The sequence below is a fragment of the Halomonas sp. YLB-10 genome (genome assembly GCF_003856855.1).
GTDB lineage: Bacteria > Pseudomonadota > Gammaproteobacteria > Pseudomonadales > Halomonadaceae > Halomonas > Halomonas litopenaei.
This window is the reverse complement of record NZ_RRCU01000002.1, coordinates 441,399-462,208: the sequence shown is the minus strand read 5'-3', so window position 1 is coordinate 462,208 and position 20,810 is coordinate 441,399. Positions and strand designations below refer to the sequence as shown.

General features: G+C 63.9%; 18 protein-coding genes. 12 read left to right on the top strand and 6 right to left on the bottom strand.

Translation table 11 applies throughout. From position 1 onward, the window contains the following. The first annotated feature begins 42 nt into the window (after positions 1-42). Both acs and EBB56_RS05955 read left to right on the top strand, forming a co-directional pair. On the top strand, positions 43-1,992 hold the full coding sequence (gene acs / locus EBB56_RS05960) for an acetate--CoA ligase (protein WP_045992824.1): 1,950 nt from the start codon (positions 43-45) through the stop codon (positions 1,990-1,992). 234 nt (positions 1,993-2,226) lie between these two features. Next, complete coding sequence (locus EBB56_RS05955) at positions 2,227-2,889, top strand: response regulator transcription factor (RefSeq protein WP_045992823.1); 663 nt, start codon at positions 2,227-2,229, stop codon at positions 2,887-2,889. A 108-nt stretch (positions 2,890-2,997) separates the two neighbouring features. On the opposite strand, the gene EBB56_RS05950 is transcribed toward EBB56_RS05955, so the two are convergent. After that, positions 2,998-3,945 (bottom strand): LysR family transcriptional regulator, encoded by a 948-nt coding sequence (locus EBB56_RS05950; protein WP_108448215.1) that lies wholly within the window; start codon positions 3,943-3,945, stop codon positions 2,998-3,000. A gap of 248 nt (positions 3,946-4,193) precedes the next feature. On the opposite strand from EBB56_RS05950, the gene EBB56_RS05945 reads away from it, so the two are divergent. Further along, a complete protein-coding gene (locus EBB56_RS05945) occupies positions 4,194-5,693 on the top strand; it encodes a CoA-acylating methylmalonate-semialdehyde dehydrogenase (protein WP_124803350.1) in 1,500 nt (499 codons plus the stop codon). Positions 5,694-5,920: 227 nt separating this feature from the next. Beyond that, positions 5,921-6,520, top strand: a complete 600-nt coding sequence (locus tag EBB56_RS05940; RefSeq protein ID WP_108448217.1) for a peroxidase-related enzyme — start codon at positions 5,921-5,923, stop codon at positions 6,518-6,520. A gap of 2 nt (positions 6,521-6,522) precedes the next feature. On the opposite strand, the gene EBB56_RS05935 is transcribed toward EBB56_RS05940, so the two are convergent. The 4 genes from EBB56_RS05935 to EBB56_RS05920 all read right to left on the bottom strand — a co-directional run bounded on the left by EBB56_RS05935 (position 6,523) and on the right by EBB56_RS05920 (position 9,830). Then, positions 6,523-7,194 carry a hypothetical protein gene (locus EBB56_RS05935; protein WP_045992819.1) on the bottom strand — a complete coding sequence of 224 codons (672 nt, stop codon included), beginning with the start codon at positions 7,192-7,194 and terminating at the stop codon, positions 6,523-6,525. 179 nt (positions 7,195-7,373) lie between these two features. Beyond that, positions 7,374-8,525, bottom strand: coding sequence for a diguanylate cyclase (locus tag EBB56_RS05930; RefSeq protein WP_181248598.1), 1,152 nt, complete (start codon positions 8,523-8,525; stop codon positions 7,374-7,376). Between the two features lie 240 nt (positions 8,526-8,765). Then, on the bottom strand, positions 8,766-9,431 hold the full coding sequence (locus EBB56_RS05925) for a hypothetical protein (RefSeq protein ID WP_124803348.1): 666 nt from the start codon (positions 9,429-9,431) through the stop codon (positions 8,766-8,768). A 114-nt stretch (positions 9,432-9,545) separates the two neighbouring features. Then, complete coding sequence (locus EBB56_RS05920; protein ID WP_071211119.1) at positions 9,546-9,830, bottom strand: XRE family transcriptional regulator; 285 nt, start codon at positions 9,828-9,830, stop codon at positions 9,546-9,548. Between the two features lie 323 nt (positions 9,831-10,153). Here EBB56_RS05920 and EBB56_RS05915 point away from each other — a divergent pair, with 323 nt between their 5' ends. The 6 genes from EBB56_RS05915 (at position 10,154) to EBB56_RS05890 (ending at position 18,033) form a co-directional block, all read left to right on the top strand. Beyond that, complete coding sequence (locus tag EBB56_RS05915) at positions 10,154-11,575, top strand: APC family permease (RefSeq protein WP_124803346.1); 1,422 nt, start codon at positions 10,154-10,156, stop codon at positions 11,573-11,575. Between the two features lie 166 nt (positions 11,576-11,741). After that, complete coding sequence (gene glaH / locus EBB56_RS05910; protein ID WP_124803344.1) at positions 11,742-12,737, top strand: glutarate dioxygenase GlaH; 996 nt, start codon at positions 11,742-11,744, stop codon at positions 12,735-12,737. Positions 12,738-12,879: 142 nt separating this feature from the next. Next, positions 12,880-14,082, top strand: a complete 1,203-nt coding sequence (lhgO, locus tag EBB56_RS05905) for an L-2-hydroxyglutarate oxidase (protein ID WP_124803342.1) — start codon at positions 12,880-12,882, stop codon at positions 14,080-14,082. 245 nt (positions 14,083-14,327) lie between these two features. Next, the gene (locus EBB56_RS05900; RefSeq protein ID WP_108132391.1) at positions 14,328-15,290 is read left to right on the top strand and encodes a TAXI family TRAP transporter solute-binding subunit; all 963 of its coding nucleotides are present in this window, start codon (positions 14,328-14,330) and stop codon (positions 15,288-15,290) included. Further along, positions 15,290-15,889, top strand: a complete 600-nt coding sequence (locus tag EBB56_RS05895; protein ID WP_124803340.1) for a DUF1850 domain-containing protein — start codon at positions 15,290-15,292, stop codon at positions 15,887-15,889. Before EBB56_RS05900 ends, EBB56_RS05895 begins: the two co-directional genes overlap by 1 nt. Before the next feature lie 140 nt (positions 15,890-16,029). Further along, on the top strand, positions 16,030-18,033 hold the full coding sequence (locus tag EBB56_RS05890) for a TRAP transporter permease (protein WP_108448224.1): 2,004 nt from the start codon (positions 16,030-16,032) through the stop codon (positions 18,031-18,033). Positions 18,034-18,125: 92 nt separating this feature from the next. On the opposite strand, the gene EBB56_RS05885 is transcribed toward EBB56_RS05890, so the two are convergent. Beyond that, positions 18,126-18,824: a YbaY family lipoprotein gene (locus EBB56_RS05885; RefSeq protein ID WP_108448225.1), complete on the bottom strand. Its 699-nt coding sequence runs from the start codon at positions 18,822-18,824 to the stop codon at positions 18,126-18,128. A gap of 249 nt (positions 18,825-19,073) precedes the next feature. On the opposite strand from EBB56_RS05885, the gene purE reads away from it, so the two are divergent. Beyond that, positions 19,074-19,595 (top strand): 5-(carboxyamino)imidazole ribonucleotide mutase, encoded by a 522-nt coding sequence (purE, locus tag EBB56_RS05880; RefSeq protein WP_045992811.1) that lies wholly within the window; start codon positions 19,074-19,076, stop codon positions 19,593-19,595. 37 nt (positions 19,596-19,632) lie between these two features. Beyond that, positions 19,633-20,748, top strand: a complete 1,116-nt coding sequence (locus tag EBB56_RS05875; protein WP_124803338.1) for a 5-(carboxyamino)imidazole ribonucleotide synthase — start codon at positions 19,633-19,635, stop codon at positions 20,746-20,748. Positions 20,749-20,810 lie beyond the last annotated feature (62 nt).

The window sequence follows — 20,810 nt, the reverse complement described above, 5'->3', positions numbered from 1 at the left end:
GGCTGGCTCTTCACTTCGATGGGTATCCAAGGACAGAGCACCATGAGCGATCATCAGCACGTCTATCCGGTTTCCGATGCGTTTGCCAAGACCGCCTGGGCCGACAAGGCCACCTACGACAAGCTCTATCGGCAGTCGGTGGAAGATCCCGAGGGCTTCTGGAAGGAGCAGGCCGCACGCCTTGACTGGATCAAGCCGCCGCAGACCATCAAGTCGGTATCCTTCGCCAGCGACAATGTCGACATCCGCTGGTTCGAGGACGGCACCCTCAACGTGGCGGCCAACTGCCTGGATCGACACCTCGACAAGCGTGGCGACAAGCCGGCGATCATCTGGGAAGGGGACGATCCGAACGAATCTTCGGTGATCACCTACCGCGAGCTGTACGAGCGTACCTGCCAGCTGGCCAACGCCCTGAAAGGAATGGGGATCGGCAAGGGTGACACCGTGACCCTGTACATGCCGATGATCCCGGAAGCCGCCATGGCCATGCTGGCCTGCGCCCGTATCGGTGCGGTGCACTCGGTGGTGTTCGGCGGCTTTTCTCCCGACGCCCTGGCACAGCGGGTCAAGGACGCTGCCTCACGGGTCATCATCACCGCCGACCAGTCCGTACGCGGTGGCAAGCAGGTACCGCTGAAGGACAACGTCGACGCCGCCCTGACCCGTGATGGCACCGACGTGGCCGAGAAGGTGCTGGTGGTCAAGCGTACCGGCGGTGACATCGAATGGCACGAGGGACGTGACGTCTGGTACCACGACGCAGTGGCCGACCAGGACACCGACTGCCCCGCCGAAGAGATGGGCGCCGAGGATCCGCTGTTCATCCTGTATACCTCCGGCTCCACCGGCACCCCCAAGGGGCTCAAGCACACCACCGGCGGCTACCTGACCTACGCCAGCCTCACCCACCAGTACGTGTTCGACTATCACGAGGACGAGGTCTACTGGTGCACCGCGGACGTGGGCTGGGTCACCGGCCACAGCTACATCGTCTATGGGCCCCTGGCCAACGGTGCGGTGACCCTGATGTTCGAGGGGGTGCCGAGCTATCCGACCCACGGGCGGATGGGTGAGATCGTCGACAAGCACAAGGTCAGTATCCTTTACACCGCCCCCACCGCAGTGCGCGCCCTGATGGCCCACGGCGACAAGGTGATGGACTCCAGCTCTCGGGATAGCCTGCGCCTGCTTGGCTCGGTGGGCGAGCCGATCAACCCCGAGGCCTGGGAGTGGTTCTACCGGGTGATCGGCAACAGCAAATGCCCGATCGTCGATACCTGGTGGCAGACCGAGACCGGCGGCATCATGATCACCCCGTTGCCCGGTGCCATCGACCAGAAGCCGGGCTCCGCGACCCTGCCGTTCTTCGGTGTGCAGCCGGCGCTGGTGGACAACGAAGGCAAGCGCCTCGAGGGCGCCACCGACGGCAACCTGGTCATCCTCGATTCCTGGCCGGGACAGGCGCGCTCCATCTGGAACAATCACGAGCGCTTCATCCAGACCTACTTCTCCACCTACGAGGGGACTTACTTCACCGGTGACGGCTGTCGCCGTGACGAGGACGGCTACTACTGGATCACCGGCCGGGTGGACGACGTCCTCAACGTGTCCGGTCACCGCATGGGCACCGCCGAGATCGAGTCCTCGCTGGTGGCACACTCAGCGGTGGCCGAGGCCGCCGTGGTGGGCTTCCCCCATGACATCAAGGGGCAGGGTATCTATATCTACGTGACCCTCAACGACGAGGCCGAACCCACCGACGAGCTCAAGAAGGAACTGACCCAGTGGGTGCGCAAGGACATCGGCCCGATCGCCTCGCCGGATCATATCCAGTGGGCACCGGGACTGCCCAAGACCCGCTCGGGCAAGATCATGCGCCGGATTCTGCGCAAGATTGCCGCCAATGAGTGTGATGGCCTCGGCGACACCAGTACCCTGGCCGATCCTTCGGTGGTCGAGGATCTGATCGAGCACCGCGCCGCCAAGTAAGGCTCATGGCGTAACAGCAGGTCCCGCGGGCCGGCTGCCGGAAACTTCCGGCGCCGGCCCGTTTTTGCATAGTGACGGAGGCCGCAGAGTCGGCACCACGGGTAGCCGTTGAGGATGCTTGCGTCAGGGCGCTTGGGAAAGCCGGCAACCATGGGGTAACATGCTGTGCAAACAAGCGTCTTGCGTTGCGGCGTCCAGGCCTGACACGCTGCATCGGAATCCGGAGGAGAGTCCATGGCCTTTGCCCAGAAATTCATCGTAGCCGATGATCATCCGCTGTTCCGTGCCGCCCTGACGCAGGCGCTTCGCCAGCTCGCGCCCCAGGCCGAAATCATCGAGGCCGACACCATGGAGGCCACCTCGGACGTGGTCATTCGCCACCCCGACGCGGACCTGATCCTGCTCGATCTGCACATGCCTGGAGCCCACGGCTTCTCCGGGCTGATCCAGCTGCGTGGTCAGACCCCGGATGTGCCGGTGGCGGTGGTATCCGGCAGCGATGAAGTGCACGTCGTGCGCCGCGCCATCGACTACGGTGCCTCGGGGTTCATTCCCAAGTCCTCGTCGCTGGCGTTGATCGCCGAGGCGGTGGGCGAGATCCTCGACGGCGAAGTGTGGCTGCCGGAAGAGATGGCCGACGCCCTGGGTGAGGCCAACGAGGAAGAGGCGCGCTTTGCCGAGGCCATCGCCTCGCTGACGCCTCAGCAGTTCCGCGTACTCAACATGTTGACCGAAGGCCTGCTCAACAAGCAGATCGCCTACGAGCTGAACGTCTCCGAGGCCACCATCAAGGCCCACGTGACCGCCATCCTCAGAAAGCTGGGCGTGCACTCGCGCACCCAGGCGGTGATCGCCGCCCAGAAGCTCGAGGTCGAGCCACCCAAGGTCGAATCCTGACGCGGTTGCTTGCGCATCGACGACACCCCGCCCAGGCGGGGTGTCGTGGTTCTGGAGCGGGGGCCCAGTCCTATGCTGGCGCCGGCCCTGGTGGCAGCCAGCCGGTGTTCATTCGACGTCGTCCGGCAGCACCAGCCGGTCATGGCGTCCCATCAGAAAATCCTGATTCATTGCCAGCGCCTCGCGCAGGAAGTCCCACAGCAGACGCACCCGGGCAAGCTGGCGCTGCTCCTGCCGGGCGGTGATCCAGAACTGACGCACCACCGACACTTCGTCCTCCAGCAGCGGCATCAGCCCGTCTCGTCCCGCCGTCATGAAGCACGGCAGAATGCCCAGGCCTGCGCCGCTCTCGGTGGCCATCATCTGGGTCGTCACGCTGGTGCTGCGAAGCGCAAAGTGGGTCTGCTGCGCCTGTTGCACCTGCGGCGACAGCAACGGATCCAGGTAGTTGAGTTGCTCGCTGAACAACAGGTCGTCCACGTAGCCGATCAGCGGATGTGTGCCCAGCTGGGCAAGCTGCTGCGGTGCCCCGTGGCGTTCGACGTAGTGCCTCGCCGCGTAGAGCTTGAGCCGGTAGTCGCACAGTCGTGAGGTGACCAGGCCGGGATTGCCCGGTCGTTCGATGGTGATCGCCAGGTCTGCCTCATGGCGGCTGAGATTGACCACGCGAGGCAGCGCCAGCAGGTCCAGGGTGAGGCCGGGATGACGCCGGCAGAAGGCGCTGAGCAGCGGGGCCACCACCCAGGTCCCGAAGCCTTCGGTCACGCCAAGTCGGATCTGGCCCTCCAGGCGCAGGTTCTGATCGGTCAGGCTGTCGGCGGCCTCGTCGGCGTGTCGGGCCATCTGTTCCGCGTGGCTCTTCAGGCGTTCGCCGGCGGGAGTCAGGCGGTAGCCATGGGTGCTGCGTTCGAACAACTGGGTGTTGAGTCGCTGTTCGAAGCGGCGGGTTCGCCGCGACAGGGTCGAGTGGTCAACGCCCAGCCGTCGGGCGGCGTCGGACAGGCGGGCATGCCTGGCCACCTCGAGAAAGACCTGAAGGTCCTGCCAGTCGAGCAAAAATCACCTCCGCTGAGCGACGACGTCGTGGACTTCGATGTGTTTGTGGTTGTGCATCAGTGCACAAGCAATGTGCCTGGCTGGCCGTTGTTTGGCCATCCTACCTGTGTCTAGACTGGTCAGCATGGATAGCCGTGCCGTGGTGCACACCGCCACAGCGATCAAGGCGGCTGCTGGCATGGCAGTACGCCCAGTCCATCTCATACGACGCCACGCTCATGCACAACGACAACAGCCGGAGCACGCCCATGTCAGTCCGCGAAATTCCCATGATCATCGATGGCCAGGCCGTCCCCTCGCAGTCCAGCGAATGGCGCGATGTGATCAATCCGGCGACCCAGCAAGTGGTCGCGCGGGTGCCGTTCTGTACCCTGGAGGAGGTCGACCGGGCCGTTGCCAGCGCCCATCAGGCCTTTGCCACCTGGCGCAAGGTGCCGCTGGCCAAGCGCATGCGCATCATGCTCAAGCTGCAGGCGCTGATTCGCGAGCATACCCCGGAGCTTGCCGCCCTGATCACCGAGGAGCACGGCAAGACCCTGCCCGACGCCGAAGGTGAAGTCGGTCGTGGTCTCGAGGTGGTCGAACACGCCTGCTCGATCACCTCGCTGCAACTGGGGGAGCTTGCCGAGAACGCCGCCAACGAGGTGGATGTCTATACCCTCAACCAGCCGCTGGGGGTAGGTGCCGGCATCACCGCCTTCAACTTCCCCATCATGTTGCCCTGCTTCATGTTCCCGCTGGCCATCGCCACCGGCAACACCTTCGTGCTGAAGCCCTCCGAACAGGACCCGAGCTCCACCCTGCGCCTGGTGGAACTGGCGCTCGAGGCCGGTGTCCCCGCCGGTGTGCTCAACGTGGTGCATGGCGGCCCTGATGTCGCCAATCACCTGTGCGAGCACCCGGATATCAAGGCCATGTCGTTTATCGGGTCCACCCATGTCGGCACCCAGCTTTATCGCCGTGCCAGCGAGTCCGGCAAGCGCGCTCAAGCCATGATGGGCGCCAAGAACCACTGTGTCGTGATGCCGGACGCCAACCGCTCTCAGGCCATCAACAACCTGCTGGGGTCGGCCTTCGGCGCCGCCGGCCAGCGCTGCATGGCCAACTCGGTGGTGGTGCTGGTCGGCCAGGCCCGGGAGTGGCTCGATGATATCGTCGAGGGGGCTCGCAACATGAAGGTGGGGCCTGGCACCGACCGCGAGGCGGATCTCGGGCCTCTGGTGTCACCGGCGGCCAAGGATCGTGTCGAAGGCTTGATCGCCAAGGGCGAACAGGAAGGCGCTCGGCTGCTGGTCGACGGACGTGGCTGCCAGGTCGAGGGCTACCCCGACGGCAACTTCGTCGGCCCAACCCTGTTCGCCGGCGTGACGGCGGACATGAGCATCTATCGTGAAGAGGTGTTCGGTCCGGTGCTGTGCGTGGTCGAGGTGGACACGCTGGACGAGGCCATCGCCTTCGTCAACGCCAACCCCAACGGCAATGGTACTTCCATCTTCACCAATTCCGGCTGGGTGGCGCGTCGCTTCGAGAGCGATATCGATGTCGGTCAGGTGGGCATCAATGTGCCGATCCCGGTGCCGGTGGCCTACTTCAGTTTTACCGGCTCGCGCGCCTCCAAGTTGGGTGACCTTGGCCCCAATGGCAAGCAGGCCATCAGCTTCTGGACCCAGACCAAGACGGTGACCGCGCGCTGGTTCGAGCCGGAAAACGTCTCGAGCGGCATCAACAGCACCATCTCGCTCGGCTGATCCAGGGCCGAGCAGGCATGCTGACGCAGCGGCCACGTCCTGTCTGACTCGAGCTCTCGGGCCTGGCCCGGCTGCAGGCTGCGATGCCCCCATCAAGGGGGCATCGTCGTTTTCGGCAGCGGCGACCCGGCATTCGATCAAAGTACCAGAGCACTAAATTGACCTTTACGTTAACGTCAATGTATTGCCTGGCCCTTCTTCCATGCCCACGTCAGCCCGGAGCCCCCATGAGCCCCTCGATCAGCCCATCTCTCAGCCGCTTTCCCGTCCCCGAATCACTGAACGATCTGCCCGATGATATCCGTGACAGCATCCTGGCGGTTCAGGAGAAGGCGGGCTTCGTGCCTAATGTCTTCTTGATGCTGGCCCATCGGCCGGCGGAGTTTCGTGCCTTCTTCGCCTATCACGATGCGCTGATGGAGCGTGAGTCCGATAGCCTGACCAAGGCCGAGAAGGAGATGATCGTGGTCGCCACCAGCGCCCGCAACCACTGCCTCTACTGCGTGGTGGCTCATGGAGCGCTGGTCAGGATCTACAGCAAGGATCCTCTGCTCGCCGACCAGGTGGCGGTCAACCATCGCAGTTCTGGCTTGAGCGAGCGACATCGCGTCATGCTGGACTTCGCGCTGCACTGCGCAATCGATCTGGGCGAGCTGACCGATGAGTGGGAGCAACGTCTGCAGGCGGTGGGGTTCAGCCGCGACGATATCTGGGATATCGGTGCGATCTGCGCCTTCTTTGGGCTGTCCAACCGCCTGGTGACCTTGACCGGTACGCCACCCAACCCGGAATTCTACTTGATGGGCAGGGTGCCCAGAGACGTCTGAACTCAGCCCATCAGCTTCGACAGTGGTTGCTCTGCCAGATCGGCAAGCCAGTGGGTGAGGGCGGAGCGCTGGGCCGCATGAAGGACCAGGCCCACGGTGTCATCGCTGTCGGCGGGGGAGTCATCGTGGGGCAGGCTGACGGCGAAGTCGCCTTCTTCGAGGTGGAACTCGTGAATCTCGCGCAGGCCTACCGGGGTCTCGCAGCGAATCGAGCGGTAGCTGTCGTCTTCGCCATAGATGAGGCGATGGCAGACCTTGTAGCGTGTGTAGAGCGAGAGTCCGCCGGGGAAGGCCGGCCACTTCGCCGGGTGAAGGCGAATATCGCTATCCAGCCCCATGGCATTGGCCTCGGCGCTGGACAACGCCTCTTCCAGGGCCGGGGCGAGCAGTGGGTGTGACTGGGTGTGTGGTGCGGCGTTGATGAGGTCATGAGGGCGGTGGATGTCGGCGTCCCGGAAGTTCAGGGTGTGCTGTTCGCAGTCGCCGTTTTCCCAGCCATCGAGCAGTCGTAACGTCAGTCGGCCCTGGCGCATCGGCGCGAAGACCAGCAGATTGAGGGCCAGCAGTAGATGCAGGCGTCGCTCGCTGGTCTGGTTGTCGAAGGCGGTATAGGGCGAACTGAATAGCCGATGCAGGCGACCGGGCGCGTGTTCCTTGGCTTCATGGTAGGACATGGGGCATTTTCCTCGAGACCGTACGACAACCAGCACATGCCACCATCAGGACCTGGTTGAAGCAGGGGCGTCTGCCGAGCTTCCCGCATGCCCTGATCGAGGCTTTTTATTTTAGACCCAACTTTATTAGCAGAAATTTAAATTTTTATCGAGACAATGCCGAGCCAGGCGAGTGGAAGTCAGTGATCGTCACTCTGGGCGGCCGTTGAGCTGGTTGTCTTCTCTGCTGCCTGGGCGGGGGCTGGCAACGTCCTGGCTGAGGTCTTCGAGGCGGCCTCTGCGGCACTGCGCTTTCTGGCTTCCTTGTTGCGATACATCATGGCGTCGGCGGCGCGCAGCAGTTCTTCCTCGCGCAGGTAGTCTCGATCCCCGGTCTCGGCGACGCCCAGGCTGATCGAGAAGTTCGGGTACTTGCTCTGGAAGGCCAGTTCAATCTTGCTGCCGATGGTCTTGGCGCTCTTGGCGTCACAGTCTGGCAGGATACAGCAGAATTCATCCCCCCCGAGGCGGCAGCAGATGTCGCTGCTGCGGACCGTTTCACGCATGATCTGGCCGAAGGTGACAAGGATTTCATCACCCTTGTGGTGGCCGTGGGTATCGTTGATCTGCTTGAAGTCATCGATATCGCAGTAGATCAGGCTGACCAGCGAGTGACGTCGCTCGGCCATGCGGATCTCCCTGTTCAGGGCCTCGCTCATGCCTCGCTTGTTGAACAGCCCGGTAAGGGCGTCCTTTTCTGCGTAGGCGGCCAGCTCCTTGGTCTTCTCTTCCAGGTTGCGAGCGTAGAGCTCCATTCGGCGCTTGGCGCTGTGGACCTCGTTGAGCAGGGTATCGATATAGGTATCGAAGACCAGGGTGATATCGAAGTACATCAATTTGTCGAGGTTGTTCTTCGCCGACTTGGTCGCCTGCACGTCCTCGAGGTTCTCGTCGATGACGCGAAACAGGATTTCCTTGAGCGTGCGCATGGCGGCCAGAAACAGCTTGGGTTCGACGCCGATACGCTTGTGCACCAGACCGATGCGCAGCCGACTGTTGACGTATTCCGCGTCGTAGTAGCCGGTGAAGATGTCGAGGACGTACTGGCGCTGGGCCGAGCGCAGTCGCTGCAGGGTCTCGGAGTCGCCGATCAGCAGGCTGATCTCGTCGATCTCGGTCTGCCGCTCGTAGAACTCTTCGACGATGATCTCGATATGCTCGTTGATGAGGGGTTTGAGCGCTGCCAGATCGGCCAGGTCGGCTTCGTCGAGGCTCAGGAATTCCTTGCGACGCTGGATCTCGACCTCGCTGATGTGCATCTGTTCCAGCAGGGACTTGTCGATTGGCCTCATGGCAACTCTCACTGGATGGGTGCGACCACTGCGGAACGACATCGAGCCGTGCGGCCGCACCATGTCTTGAAGGCTACCTTCAAGATATATCGTGGATTGGAGACTCCTGCATCGCATTTTCGCGGTTTTACACGCAATTGACACACACCTATTCCACGCGGTGCGCGATCAAGTACACCATCCTAGGTATGCTGTGGATCTAGTGCTGGAGAGGGGGAAAGTTGGCGCCTGGCCCTAAGTCTATTGAATGACCGAACGCAACAGCTCACCAACGTTGCCACTCTGGGACGGCAATGCCAGCAGGGCAGGATCGGGCGACGTCGCCGTCAGGCTGGCCACCTGAAACTTGTCGCCAAAACGCAGAAGTCCGAGCCCCTGTTGCTCGAGCCTTGCCGCCACCGGGTCCGGTTGCCCCGACAGAATGCTCTGATAGCGGTCGACGACCCGTAAAAGCTCGATGACCTCCGGTCGCTGGCTGAGTACCAGTTCATCCTCTCGGCGATCGCCCTCCTGGGTAATCCAGTCAAGACGATAGACCTCGCCCTCGATGCCGGCGACGCTTTCCCGCGTGCCGACAGGCTCCAGCGACAGCACCTGCTGGGCCTGGTAACTGCCGAGGTCGGACAGGTCCGGGCCACCGAGTTGCCCGGCGATGGATTGAACATCGCGGATGCCCAGCACCACCGTCTGACCACCGAAGTTGGTGACCACGTGGCCCTTGCCGTCTCTCAACAGCAGATAGCCCTTGGCCGCGTGGCGGGGAAAGTCCAGGCGCAGTTGATCACCGATCCAGCGTGCGGTGACGGCGCTCTCGGGGTCGCCACTGCCATCGACCAGGGTGGCCTGGCCATCGGCCAGGGCGCTTGCAGACACACATAGCAGACAAGCCGCTAGCAGACGGCGCATCGATGATTCCTCATGGCATGAAGATCAAGGGGAAGGGCGGGGCAATGGCTCGCGCCAACAAGACGCGGCGCCCTGGCAGAATTGCCTTCCGGGGCGCCGTCCAGCACGGGCCAATCAGGAGAGTGACAGATGGCCATCGTCGATGATGCGGCGAATGGCCTGCAGCTCGTCGCAGGTGAAGTGTTCCAGTCGTCCCGACAGCAGATCACTGATCTTCTGCATGGGGAGACCCGCGCGGCGTGCGATCTCGCGGCTTCCGAGATCAGATACGGCGATAAGCCGCGTAACAATGCGCATCAGTCGTGTGCGCTGTTCCAGGTCCCTGACATCGAGGTCAGGGCATCGTCGAGGAGGCGGTTCGGAAGCGTCTGCTCGAGACAAGGAATCTGCGGTGCTCATGGTACTCCAATGGGCGTTTTCGACCCCTACAGCATGCAACCTTTTTTGCCCTCTTGCCAGTCCAATTTGGTGTCCGTTCTGGACGTGGCGCAGCGACGAAAACTCCTCATTCCGCAGACGCCGCGGGAGACTGCGGCTGACGGCGATGGCGCCATCTGCAGGCCCTACAAACTTAGACCAAAGAGGTATAAACGAAGGCTGCGGACGGCAAACATCCTCATGATAAGTTGCACGCGCGATTGATAAATTCAACGGTGCGTCCTGTCCCCGGTCAACAATCACTGTTCTGCGGGAACGCACCACTGCGGCGAGAGGTTTATCTCATGGACAATAACAGCAATGGCGGAGCCCAGCTGAGCCGAGTGCTGGCCCGCAAGGACGTCCTGGCGCTGGCCTTCGGTGCCATGGTCGGCTGGGGCTGGATCGTATTGACGGGTGGCTTCATCACCTCGGCAGGAAGCCTTGGCGCTATACTGGCATTCGTGCTGGGCGGCATGGTGATCGTGCTGGTGGGGCTGACCTACTCTGAGCTCGCTTCGGCGATGCCTCAGGTCGGTGGTGAGCACGTCTACAGCTACCGTGCCCTGGGCCATTTTGCCTCCTTCCTGTGTACCTGGGCGATCGTGCTGGGTTATCTCAGCGTGGTGGCCTTCGAGGCGGTAGCGCTGCCCACCGTGGTCGAGCATCTGTTCCCCGGCTACGCCGTCGGTCACCTGTGGACCCTGGCGGGCTGGGACGTCAAGGCCACCTGGGTGGCCGTCGGTGTGGCCGGCTCGGTGGTCATGATGGCCATCAACTATGTCGGCGTACGCACTGCGGCGCTGGTCCAGAAGGTGGTGACGCTGCTGATTCTGGCCGTCGGTGTGATGTTCATCACCGGCGCACTGTTCGAGGGTAGCAGCGCTTCGCTGACGCCGTTGTTCAACACCGAAGAGGGTGTGCTGGGCGGGATCACCATGGTGCTGATCATGGTTCCTTTCCTGTTTGTCGGCTTCGACGTCATCCCGCAGGCGGCGGAAGAGATCGACCTGCCGTTTCGCGAGATCGGTCGGGTTTTGATGCTGTCGGTGGTCCTGGCGGTGTTCTGGTACGCCTTCATCGTGCTGGGAACGGCCTTGATGCTGCCCAAGGCGGAGCTCGAGAACAGCTCCCTGGCGGTACCTGACGCCATGGGGGCGGTGTTCAATACCCCCTGGGCGGCCAACCTGATGGTACTGGCGGGTATCGCCGGCATCCTGACCAGCTGGAACGCCTTCTACGTCGGTGGCTCTCGCGCCATCTATGCACTGGCCCACTGTGGCATGCTGCCGGCCTTTCTGGCCAAGCTGCATCCTCGTCACAGGACGCCGGTCAACGCCATTCTGTTGATGGGAGCCTTGTCGAGCCTGGCGCCTCTGCTGGGACGCCAGGCCATGGTGTGGCTGGTGGTGGCCGGTGGTCTCGGCATCGTCATCGCCTACCTGTTCGTATCCATTTCGTTTCTGGTGCTTCGGCGCAAGGAGCCGGAACTCGAAAGACCGTTCAAGGTCAGCCATCCTCGCCTGGTCGGCTGGCTGGCGGTGGTGCTGTCGCTGGGACTGATCGGGCTCTACCTGCCCGGCAGCCCCTCGGCGCTGTCACCCATCGAGTGGGGGCTGTTCGCCGGCTGGATGGGTGCCGGGCTTTGCCTGTACCTGTGGTCCCGCCGCCGCTACGGCACGGCCTACAGCCAGCGACAGATGCGTCGTGAGCTGGAAGGCACCTGACGCCTTGACCGCAACGCCGGTCGGCGGCTTTGCCGGCCGGCGGACGCTTTTAGAACTCTGGACCTTGTCCCGAAAATCAGCACCCGGCGGCAGCCGGGTTTTTGTTGACTAAAAATAAAAATGTAGATATTTTGACAAAACGTCAAAACAAATACGGAGCCCTGCCATGTCCATCCTTGCCTCTGCCCAGCTTCAGGATCGTGATGATCAGACCACCGCCCCTGGCGCACGCGATCCGCGCGGGTTCACCCTGGTCCCGTCGACGTCTTCCGAGCGTCTGCAGGAGCTGCGTGTCGAGCGGTCGGTCGTCGCTGCCTTCCTCGACGCCTGTGCCGAATGGCCGATTCAAGCGCTGGAGTACAAGTCGATGCTGCGTTTTCGTGTCGCGGGGATACTCGATGAGCTGTGCGAGGGGACGCTCAGGCCGCGGCTGGCGAATATCCTGCTGGACCGTCACCAGGGAGCGCTGCAGGTCGTGCCGGAAGGGCTGGACCGGGTCGAGCAGGCCGAGGACATGGTCAAGTTTGCCACCGCCGTTGCCCACCTGATCGGACGATCCAACTTCGATGCCATGAGTGGTCAGTACTATGCCCGCTTCGTGGTCGAGAATGTCGACTCCTCCGACAGCTATCTGCGGGCGCCGCATCGGGTGATGGAGCTTCACAACGACGGCACCTTCGTCGAGCAGGTCACCGACTACGTGCTGATGATGAAGATCGACGAGCAGCACATGGAAGGCGGCAACTCGCGGCTGCTGCATCTGGACGACTGGCACGAGCTGGAGCGGTTCTGCCGTCACCCGCTGGCGTTCAGTGAGATGCGCTGGTCGGCTCCGCCCAGCAAGAATGTGGTGCGCGACGTCTTTCACCCGGTATTCGACGTCGACCGTGATGGCCGCCCGGTGATGGCCTACATCGATCAGTTTGTCCAGCCACGTGATCTGGAGGAGGGCAACTGGCTCTGCGAGCTGTCCGACTCGCTGGAGTCGAGCGACGGCGTCATCTCCCTGCCCAACCCGGTCGGAAGCTTCCTGCTGATCAACAACCACTTCTGGCTGCACGGTCGCGACAAGTTCAAGGCCCACCCGCAGCTCAGGCGCGAGCTGATGCGCCAGCGCGGTGTCTTCACCTGTGGCAGCACCCTGCGAGCGCGCCAGGGCTGAGGTGTCCTCCGGGGAAGAGGGGGGCAGCGGGGCCCGGCCCGACGCGGTACTCTAGGGTGATGGGCCCCGCGATACCCGGCCGCCCACGATGTATCCGGCCCCGTCCCGGCGGCGGGGCAAGACCAAGGACAACGAGACCCCCATGTACGACTTCATCATCATCGGCGGTGGCATTCTGGGCATGTCCACCGCCATGCAGCTCAAGGACGCCTATCCTGAAAAGCGCATGCTGTTGCTGGAAAAGGAGGACGGTCCGGCTCGCCATCAGACCGGTCACAACAGTGGCGTGATACACGCCGGGGTCTACTACACACCGGGCAGCCTCAAGGCGCGCTTCTGTCTGGAAGGCAACCGTGCCACCAAGGCGTTCTGCGAGACCCACGACATCGCCTACGACAGCTGCGGCAAGCTGCTGGTCGCCACCAACGAGGTGGAGTTGGGGCGGATGAAGGCCCTGTGGGAACGCACCGAAGCCAATGGGCTCGAGCGTGAATGGCTCGACGCCGGTGCCCTGGCAGAGCGTGAGCCCAACATCACCGGCGTCGGCGGCATCTTCGTGCCGTCCAGCGGTATTGTCGACTATGCCGAGGTCACTCGCGCCATGGCCGCCGAGTTCGAGCGACGCGGTGGCGAGATCCGCTACTCACGGGAGGTCACCGGGCTCGACGAACGTCGCCAGGAAGTGGTGGTGACCACCACCACCGAGACCTTCAGCAGTCGCTACCTGGTAAGTTGCTCGGGGCTGATGGCCGACCGGGTGGTGCGCATGCTGGGGCAGACCCCGAGCTTCACCATCTGTCCCTTCCGCGGGGAGTACTTTCAGTTGCCCGAGCACCGCAACGCCATCGTCAATCACCTGATCTACCCGATTCCGGACCCCAGCATGCCGTTTCTCGGCGTCCACCTTACCCGCATGATCGATGGCAGCGTGACGGTGGGGCCCAACGCCGTGCTGGCATTGGCCCGCGAGGGCTATCGCAAGCGTGATGTCTCGGCAGCAGATCTGGTCGGCATGGTCAGCCATCCGGGTATTCTCAAGGTGCTGTGGCGTCATCTGGGCCCTGGCATGCGCGAGATGAAGAACTCGCTGTCACGGCGTGGCTATCTGGAAGAGGTGCGCAAGTACTGCCCGAGTCTCACCCTCGATGACCTGAAGCCCTACCCGGCCGGGGTGCGTGCCCAAGCGGTGACACGAGACGGCAAGCTGGTCGACGACTTTCTGTTCGTCAACACGCCGCGCACCATCAACGTAGGCAATGCGCCATCGCCGGCGGCGACCTCGGCGTTGCCGATCGGTGCCCATATCGTCGCCAAGGTACGCGAGCAGGTCGACAGTCAACGCTGAGGCGTGAAAAGCCGGCGCGACGCCGGCTCCCTGAGAAGCGCGCCCTTCGGGGGTTCGACGGGCAGGATGGCGGGCCAGTGTCTCTAAGACCTTGTGAGAATTGCAGACAAAGATAAAAAACGTCGAAATGTCTGCAGTGGCAAGCGAGGCCGGCTCTTGCTAGCTTGCCTAGGCGATTGCTGTATCGACACTTCAATTCCGCACAATAAATTCTAAGCGGTTCCCACGAGGAACGGAGGAAGACCATGCGAGCACTGACCCTTGCCCTGACGGCATCCCTGCTGGTTGCCAGCCACAGCGCCGTGGCCCAGAGCCAGCTGTCGATCGCCACCGGTGGAACCGGCGGCACCTACTACCCCTACGGTGGAGGCCTGGCCGAGCTGATCAAGAAGCACGTCGACGGCTACGACGCCGTGGCTGAAGTGACCGGCGCCTCGGTGGAGAACATGGGACTGGTCTGGCGTGGTGACTCCGATCTGGCGCTGGCGCTGGCCGACACCGTCCACCAGGGGGCTACCGGTACCGGTGACTTCGAGGGGCGCAAGCTCGAGAACATTCGTGCCATCGCCTCCATCTATCCCAATGCGGTGCAGATCGTGACCATGGCCGACTCCGACATCGACTCGCTGGAGGACCTGGAAGGCAAGGTCGTGTCCGTGGGTGCGCCCGGCAGCGGCACCGAGCTCAACGCCCGCGCCATCCTCGAAGCCAACGGCATCAGCTATGACGACTTCGACCCGCGCCGCTTGAACTTCAACGAGACCGCCGACGCCCTGCGTGATGGCGATATCGATGCCGGTTTCTGGAGCGTGGGGCCGCCCACCAGCTCGATTCTGAACCTGGCCACCACCAGCGATGTTCGGCTGATCGGCCTCAGCGACGAGGAAGTCGCCAAGGCGCGCGAGGACGAACCGGTGTTTGCCCCGTATGAGCTCAAGGCCGGTCTCTACGAAGGCATGGAAGAAGCGGTGCAGACCCTTGGCGTACCCAACGTGCTGATCGCCAGCAGCGAGATGGACGAGGAACTGGCCTACCAGATCACCAAGACCCTGTTCGAGCAGACCGACGAGCTGATCGCCATCCATCCGGCGGCCAATGACACCACCGTCGAGTTCTCGGTGAACTCCACACCCATCGCCTTCCACCCGGGCGCACTGCGCTACTACGAGGAAGTCGGTGCCGAGGTGCAGGACAAGCAGCGTCCCTGATGGCGGGGCGTCGATTCATGGCAGGGCGGGCCTCCGGGCTCGCCCTGCCTGCGCTTGGGCTGGTCACGCTGATGACCGTGGCGGACGCTGGCCAGGCAAGTGATGCCGACTGCGATGCTCTTTTCACCTTGAGCGTGCGCGACGCCGAGGGCGCCGCGCTGGTGGAACTGCCGATGCCCGATGGCGCCGGCTGGTGCCTGGCCTGGAACCACTCGGTAGAAGGCTTCGAGGTGCTCGACTGCTATCGCAACCTCGGCGGTGCCATGGTGCTTGAACGCAGTCACCTGCCGGACTTTGCCGCGGGCCTCGACCATGTGCCCGGGCGCGGACGCCAGGTCAGCGACGGTCAGGGCGGCTACTGGATCGAGGACATCGACGAGCCCGTCCCCGGCAATCGCTATCGGCTGCGGGTCGGCGCCAAGCGCGTCGATCATCGCCTGGTCAGCCGTGGTGAGCCGACCCTGGAGACGTTGATCAAGGCGCGGGCCGACTGTCCGGACGGGGACTCCCTGGCCGTGCCGGCGGCCTCCACGCCCATCAGCCTGAGCGATCTGGCGGCGGGGCGTTTGGTCAGCGTTGGACTCGAGCGGCGCGACTAGCCTGTCGTTGGCCCAGGCTATCGAATAACGCCACCAACCGCGTGGGCACTTCGGCCCCTCGAGGGGCCTGCGACCTGCGACAGCATTCCGAATTATGCCGACCGGCCAAGCGCCGGCAAGGCCTGACGAGAATCACGACAATGAGCGAAACGGCAGCTTCACCGGTGGTGCCTGGCAGCCAGGCCAACCACCCCAAGACCATCCTATGGCTGATCACCCTGGTGGCGGTCGGCCTGTCGCTGTTCCAGCTCTACTCGGCGGGGATTCAGCCGCTGGGGCTGTTCTATCAGCGCAGCATCCACCTTGCGCTGGTGATGATGCTGGCGTTCCTGATGTTTCCGGTGTTCGGTCCCAAGCGTGACAGGGGCGTGCTGGGTGGGGCGATCGACCTTGTGTTCTTTACCGGAGCGATGATCACCGGCGGCTACATGGCGCTGTTTCTGGACGAGATCATCAATCGCGCCGGTTTCTGGAGCCAGACCGACATCACCGTCGGCATCATCGCCACCATCACGGTGCTTGAGGCCAGCCGTCGCGCGGTGGGTCTGGGCATGACCATCATCGGCCTGATCGCCATCCTCTACGCCTTTGCCGGGCCTCGTGGCGAGTTACCCTGGCTCGGCCAGTTCCTGCCCGGCATCCTCGAGCATCGCGGCTACAATCTCGATCGCCTGGTGGGCCAGCTTTACCTGGGGCAGGAAGGCATCTTCGGCCTGCCCATGGGGGTGGCCGCGACCTATATCTTCATCTTTGTGTTGTTCGGTGCCTTTCTCGAGATCACCGGGGCGGGCAAGTTCTTTATCGATCTTGCCTACGCTGCCACCGGCCGCCAGCGTGGCGGGCCCGCCAAGGCCGCGGTCATCGCCTCCGCCGGCATGGGCTCGATCTCCGGCAGCGCCATCGCCAACGTGGTCACCACCGGCGCCTTTACCATCCCGCTGATGAAGCGCCTGGGCTACAAGCCCCACCAGGCTGGTGGCATCGAGGCGGCGGCGTCGACCGGTGGCCAGATCATGCCACCGCTGATGGGGGCCGGTGCCTTCCTGATCGCCGAGTACACCCGGCTGCCGTATCTCGAGGTGGTCAAGGTCAGCATCCTGCCGGCCTTCATGTACTTCGCCACCGTCTATCTGTTCGTGCATATCATCGCCCTCAAGGAGGGCATGCAGGGCATGGCCAAGGACGAGCTGCCGCAGATGAGCGACGTGCTCAAGCACGGCTGGCACTTCCTGCTGCCGCTGGCGGTGCTGGTGTGGCTGTTGATGATGAACATGTCGCCGATGCGAGTGGGCTACTACGCCATCGTCTGCATGCTGCTGGTGGCGGTGCTGCGTTTTGCGGTGTGGTTCTTGTTCGTGGCGCCAGGCGAGGGGCAGCCGGTGACCGCCGAGCGTCTGGGGCTGGCCTGTCGCAACGGTCTGCTCAAGCTGATTGAAGGCCTCGAACTCGGTGCGCGCAACGCCGTGGCGGTGACCATGGCCTGTGCGGTGGCAGGGATCATCGTCGGGGTAGTGGGGCTGACCGGTCTCGGCCTCAAGTTCTCGGCCATGATGCTGGCTTTCTCGGGCGGTAACCTGCTGCTGGCGCTGATCATGGTGCTGCTGGCGAGTCTCGTGCTGGGCATGGGGCTGCCGGTGACGGCCAGCTATATCGTGCTGATCGTGCTGGTGGGACCGGCGCTGGCCAATGAGTTCGGGGTGCCGTTGCTGATCGCCCACCTGGTGGTGTTCTGGTATTCCCAGGACTCCAACGTGACGCCGCCGATCGCGCTGGCCGGCTTCGCCGGGGCCGCCATCGCCGGGGCCAAGCCCATGGAGACCAGCTTCCAGTCGTGGAAGTTTGCCAAGGGCCTCTACCTGGTGCCGCTGTTCATGGTCTACAACCCCGAGATCATCGTCGGCGGGCCGGTCTGGCTGCTGATCTGGAAGGGCTTCACCGGGCTTCTGGCGCTGGGCGCCTTCGCCGCCACCCTGGAAGGCTATCTGTTCACCCGCATGGCGATCTGGCAGCGCGTGCTGCTGCTGCCGGCGATCGTCGGGGTGTTCCTGCCGTCGCTGGTGTTCGACGTCGCCGGTGCCGCCGTCATGCTGGCGATCATCAGCCTCAACTTCTGGCAGGCTCGCCGCTCGCCGGCAACAGCTTAGCGGCGCCAGGGCAGCCGCCAGCAGCGACAACGCCGTGCCCTTGGGCACGGCGTTGTCGTATCGGGAGGAGCCGGTCCGTCGAGGGCGCTCGCTTACTGCGGCTGGCTGGACGACGTCTCGGTATTGGCACCGGTGTCGGCATTTTCGCCGCTCGCCGCGGCGGCGCCCTGGCTGGGCTCCTGCATGCCGGCGGCCTGTTCGGCCACGGCGTCGGCCTCTTCCACGGCCTGCTTCTCGGCGGCGGTGGGTTCATCACCGCTGGACAGCAGCGCCTCCTGGGCCTTCTGCATGCTGTCGCTCTGGGCATTGCCGTCGGCACCCACCGGGCGCAGCACCACCGACACCGGCGGCTGGTCGGCGTCGGCACCGACTTCCACCGGAGTGGCTTCGGTACTGGTCCACACCAACTGACCTTCGTCGTTGCGGATCTCGCCACGCAGGCTGTGGGTGTGGCGCGGGTTCACCGCGTCGCTTGCGTAGCTCAGCGAGAAGTCGGTCGGCGCCTGGCGCTCGATGGTCACCGTGGTTTCGGCGATGGTCCTGGCCGGGGCGTCGGCGAGGGCAACGTCGTTGAGCAACACCGTGGCCTCGGCATTGTCGGGCAGGCTCTGGCCGGCCTCGGCGAAGCTCAGGGTACCGTCAAGCGTCATTTTCTGCGCCTGTTCGGTGGTGCTCTGCTGGCTGGCGTTCGAGCCCTCCTGCGCGGTGCTGGCGGTGCTCTGTCCCTCATCGCAACCGGCCAGCGCCAGGCCGGAGGTCAGGGCGGCAATAAGCAGCAGGGTCGGTTTCATGGCTCTCTCCTTGGGTGAGCGGGTCGTCCTGTCAGGCGGCGTGGAGTGTCGGCGATGGCCGCGACAGCAGCGTTACCCTAGCAGGCCAATGCGCAGTCAGGGTGAAAGGCGCTGTCGCTGGCTGGCGACGTCTCCGCATAGGGAGAGGTACTGCTCCCCCGGCTCTGCTAGACTATGCCGCTTCCCGATTGTTCCCTTGTCGTGGCGATTTCTTTGCCGCGGCGCCGTCGTTTCTTCGAGGAGTTGCCGATGTCATCCACTTCCCCAGCGCCCCGGGTCGGCGTGATCATGGGTTCCAAGTCCGACTGGCCGGTCATGGAACACGCCGTGACCATGCTCGAGCGCCTCGGCGTGAGCTACGAGACCCAGGTGGTCTCCGCCCACCGCACCCCGGATCTGCTGTTCGACTACGCCAAGGGTGCCGCCGAGCGTGGTATTCAGGTGATCATCGCCGGGGCCGGCGGTGCAGCGCACCTGCCCGGCATGGTCGCCTCCCAGACCGCGCTGCCGGTGCTCGGCGTGCCGGTGGAGTCCAAGGCGCTCAAGGGACTGGATTCACTGCTGTCGATCGCCCAGATGCCAGGCGGCGTCGCCGTCGGCACCCTGGCCATCGGCAAGGCTGGTGCTACCAATGCTGGCCTCCTGGCAGCCCAGATCGTGGGGCTCGGGGACAGCCAGGTTCGCGAGGCCGTCGAGGCCTTCCGCGCCGAGCAGACCCAGACCGTGCTCGACAATCCCGATCCTCGTCCGCCCGAGTCTCGTCAGGGCTGAACGGCGTCGTGTACCCGCAGGAAAACAGGAGCAAGTCATGAAGATTGGCGTTCTCGGGGCCGGACAGCTCGGCCGTATGCTGGCGCTGGCCGGCTATCCGCTGGCCAACCGGTTCCGCTTTCTCGATACCACCGGCCACCCCAGCGCCGGGATCGGCGAGGTGATGATTGACACCGACCAGAAGCACGTCCAGAGCTTCCTCGAAGACGTCGACCTGGTCACCTACGAGTTTGAGCACCTGCCGGTGTCGCTGGTCCAGGCGATCGAAGCCGAGAAACCGGTCTACCCCGGCAGTGAGGCGATCCGGGTGTGTCAGAATCGTGCCGAGGAGAAGGCGCTGTTCGATCGACTGGGTATTCCGACGCCGGCCTATCGCCTGGTGGACAGCGCCGAGTCGCTGGAAGCCGCCGCTCGTGAGCTGGGCACGCCGGTGGTGGCCAAGTCGATCACCGAGGGCTATGACGGCAAGGGGCAGGCGGTGCTGAAGGACCCGGCGGAAGCTGCCGATGCCTGGAAGCTCATCAATCACCCGCGGTTGATCGTCGAGTCCTTTGTCGACTTCGTGCGCGAGGTGTCGATCATCGCCGTGCGCGGACGCGACGGAGAGGTGGTGTTCTACCCCATGGCGGAAAACGTCCATGTCGATGGCATCCTGCGTTACTCGCTGGCGCCGATGCCGGATCTCGACGATAGCGTCCAGCACACCGCCGATGAATACATCCGGGCGCTGCTGGATGAGCTGGACTATGTCGGTGTGCTGACCCTGGAGCTGTTCCAGTGCGCCGACGGCAGCCTGCTGGCCAACGAGATGGCACCGCGAGTGCACAACTCCGGCCACTGGACCATGGATGGCGCGGTGACCAGCCAGTTCGAGAATCATCTGCGTGCCATCCAGGGCCTGCCGCTGGGGGACACCAGTGCCCGGGCGCCGACCTGCATGGTCAACGTGATCGGACGCGAGCCCGAGCCGAGCCAGGTGCTGGCCATGCGCGACGCTCATCTTCATCGCTACGACAAGAGCGAGCGCGCCGGTCGCAAGCTTGGTCACATCAACCTGGTCGCCGACGATCACGCGAGCCTGCTTGAGCGGGTGCGCGAATGCGCCGCCCTGGTGCCGGACGCGCCCGAGGTGCGCTTCAGCTTCGAAGACTGAGCCAGGCGCTGTTTTGCTCCCTCCAGGACGGGCCCCAACACGGGGCCCGTCGTCGTTTCGGG

Excerpts from the sequence above, each read along its gene's own strand:
- acs (WP_045992824.1), top strand. The coding sequence starts at position 43 with ATGAGCGATCATCAGCACGTCTATCCGGTTTCCGATGCGTTTGCCAAG.
- EBB56_RS05955 (WP_045992823.1), top strand. The coding sequence starts at position 2,227 with ATGGCCTTTGCCCAGAAATTCATCGTAGCCGATGATCATCCGCTGTTC.
- EBB56_RS05945 (WP_124803350.1), top strand. The coding sequence starts at position 4,194 with ATGTCAGTCCGCGAAATTCCCATGATCATCGATGGCCAGGCCGTCCCC.
- EBB56_RS05940 (WP_108448217.1), top strand. The coding sequence starts at position 5,921 with ATGAGCCCCTCGATCAGCCCATCTCTCAGCCGCTTTCCCGTCCCCGAA.
- EBB56_RS05935 (WP_045992819.1), bottom strand. The coding sequence starts at position 7,194 with ATGTCCTACCATGAAGCCAAGGAACACGCGCCCGGTCGCCTGCATCGG.
- EBB56_RS05930 (WP_181248598.1), bottom strand. The coding sequence starts at position 8,525 with ATGAGGCCAATCGACAAGTCCCTGCTGGAACAGATGCACATCAGCGAG.
- EBB56_RS05925 (WP_124803348.1), bottom strand. The coding sequence starts at position 9,431 with ATGCGCCGTCTGCTAGCGGCTTGTCTGCTATGTGTGTCTGCAAGCGCC.
- EBB56_RS05920 (WP_071211119.1), bottom strand. The coding sequence starts at position 9,830 with ATGAGCACCGCAGATTCCTTGTCTCGAGCAGACGCTTCCGAACCGCCT.
- EBB56_RS05915 (WP_124803346.1), top strand. The coding sequence starts at position 10,154 with ATGGACAATAACAGCAATGGCGGAGCCCAGCTGAGCCGAGTGCTGGCC.
- glaH (WP_124803344.1), top strand. The coding sequence starts at position 11,742 with ATGTCCATCCTTGCCTCTGCCCAGCTTCAGGATCGTGATGATCAGACC.
- lhgO (WP_124803342.1), top strand. The coding sequence starts at position 12,880 with ATGTACGACTTCATCATCATCGGCGGTGGCATTCTGGGCATGTCCACC.
- EBB56_RS05900 (WP_108132391.1), top strand. The coding sequence starts at position 14,328 with ATGCGAGCACTGACCCTTGCCCTGACGGCATCCCTGCTGGTTGCCAGC.
- EBB56_RS05895 (WP_124803340.1), top strand. The coding sequence starts at position 15,290 with ATGGCGGGGCGTCGATTCATGGCAGGGCGGGCCTCCGGGCTCGCCCTG.
- EBB56_RS05890 (WP_108448224.1), top strand. The coding sequence starts at position 16,030 with ATGAGCGAAACGGCAGCTTCACCGGTGGTGCCTGGCAGCCAGGCCAAC.
- EBB56_RS05885 (WP_108448225.1), bottom strand. The coding sequence starts at position 18,824 with ATGAAACCGACCCTGCTGCTTATTGCCGCCCTGACCTCCGGCCTGGCG.
- purE (WP_045992811.1), top strand. The coding sequence starts at position 19,074 with ATGTCATCCACTTCCCCAGCGCCCCGGGTCGGCGTGATCATGGGTTCC.
- EBB56_RS05875 (WP_124803338.1), top strand. The coding sequence starts at position 19,633 with ATGAAGATTGGCGTTCTCGGGGCCGGACAGCTCGGCCGTATGCTGGCG.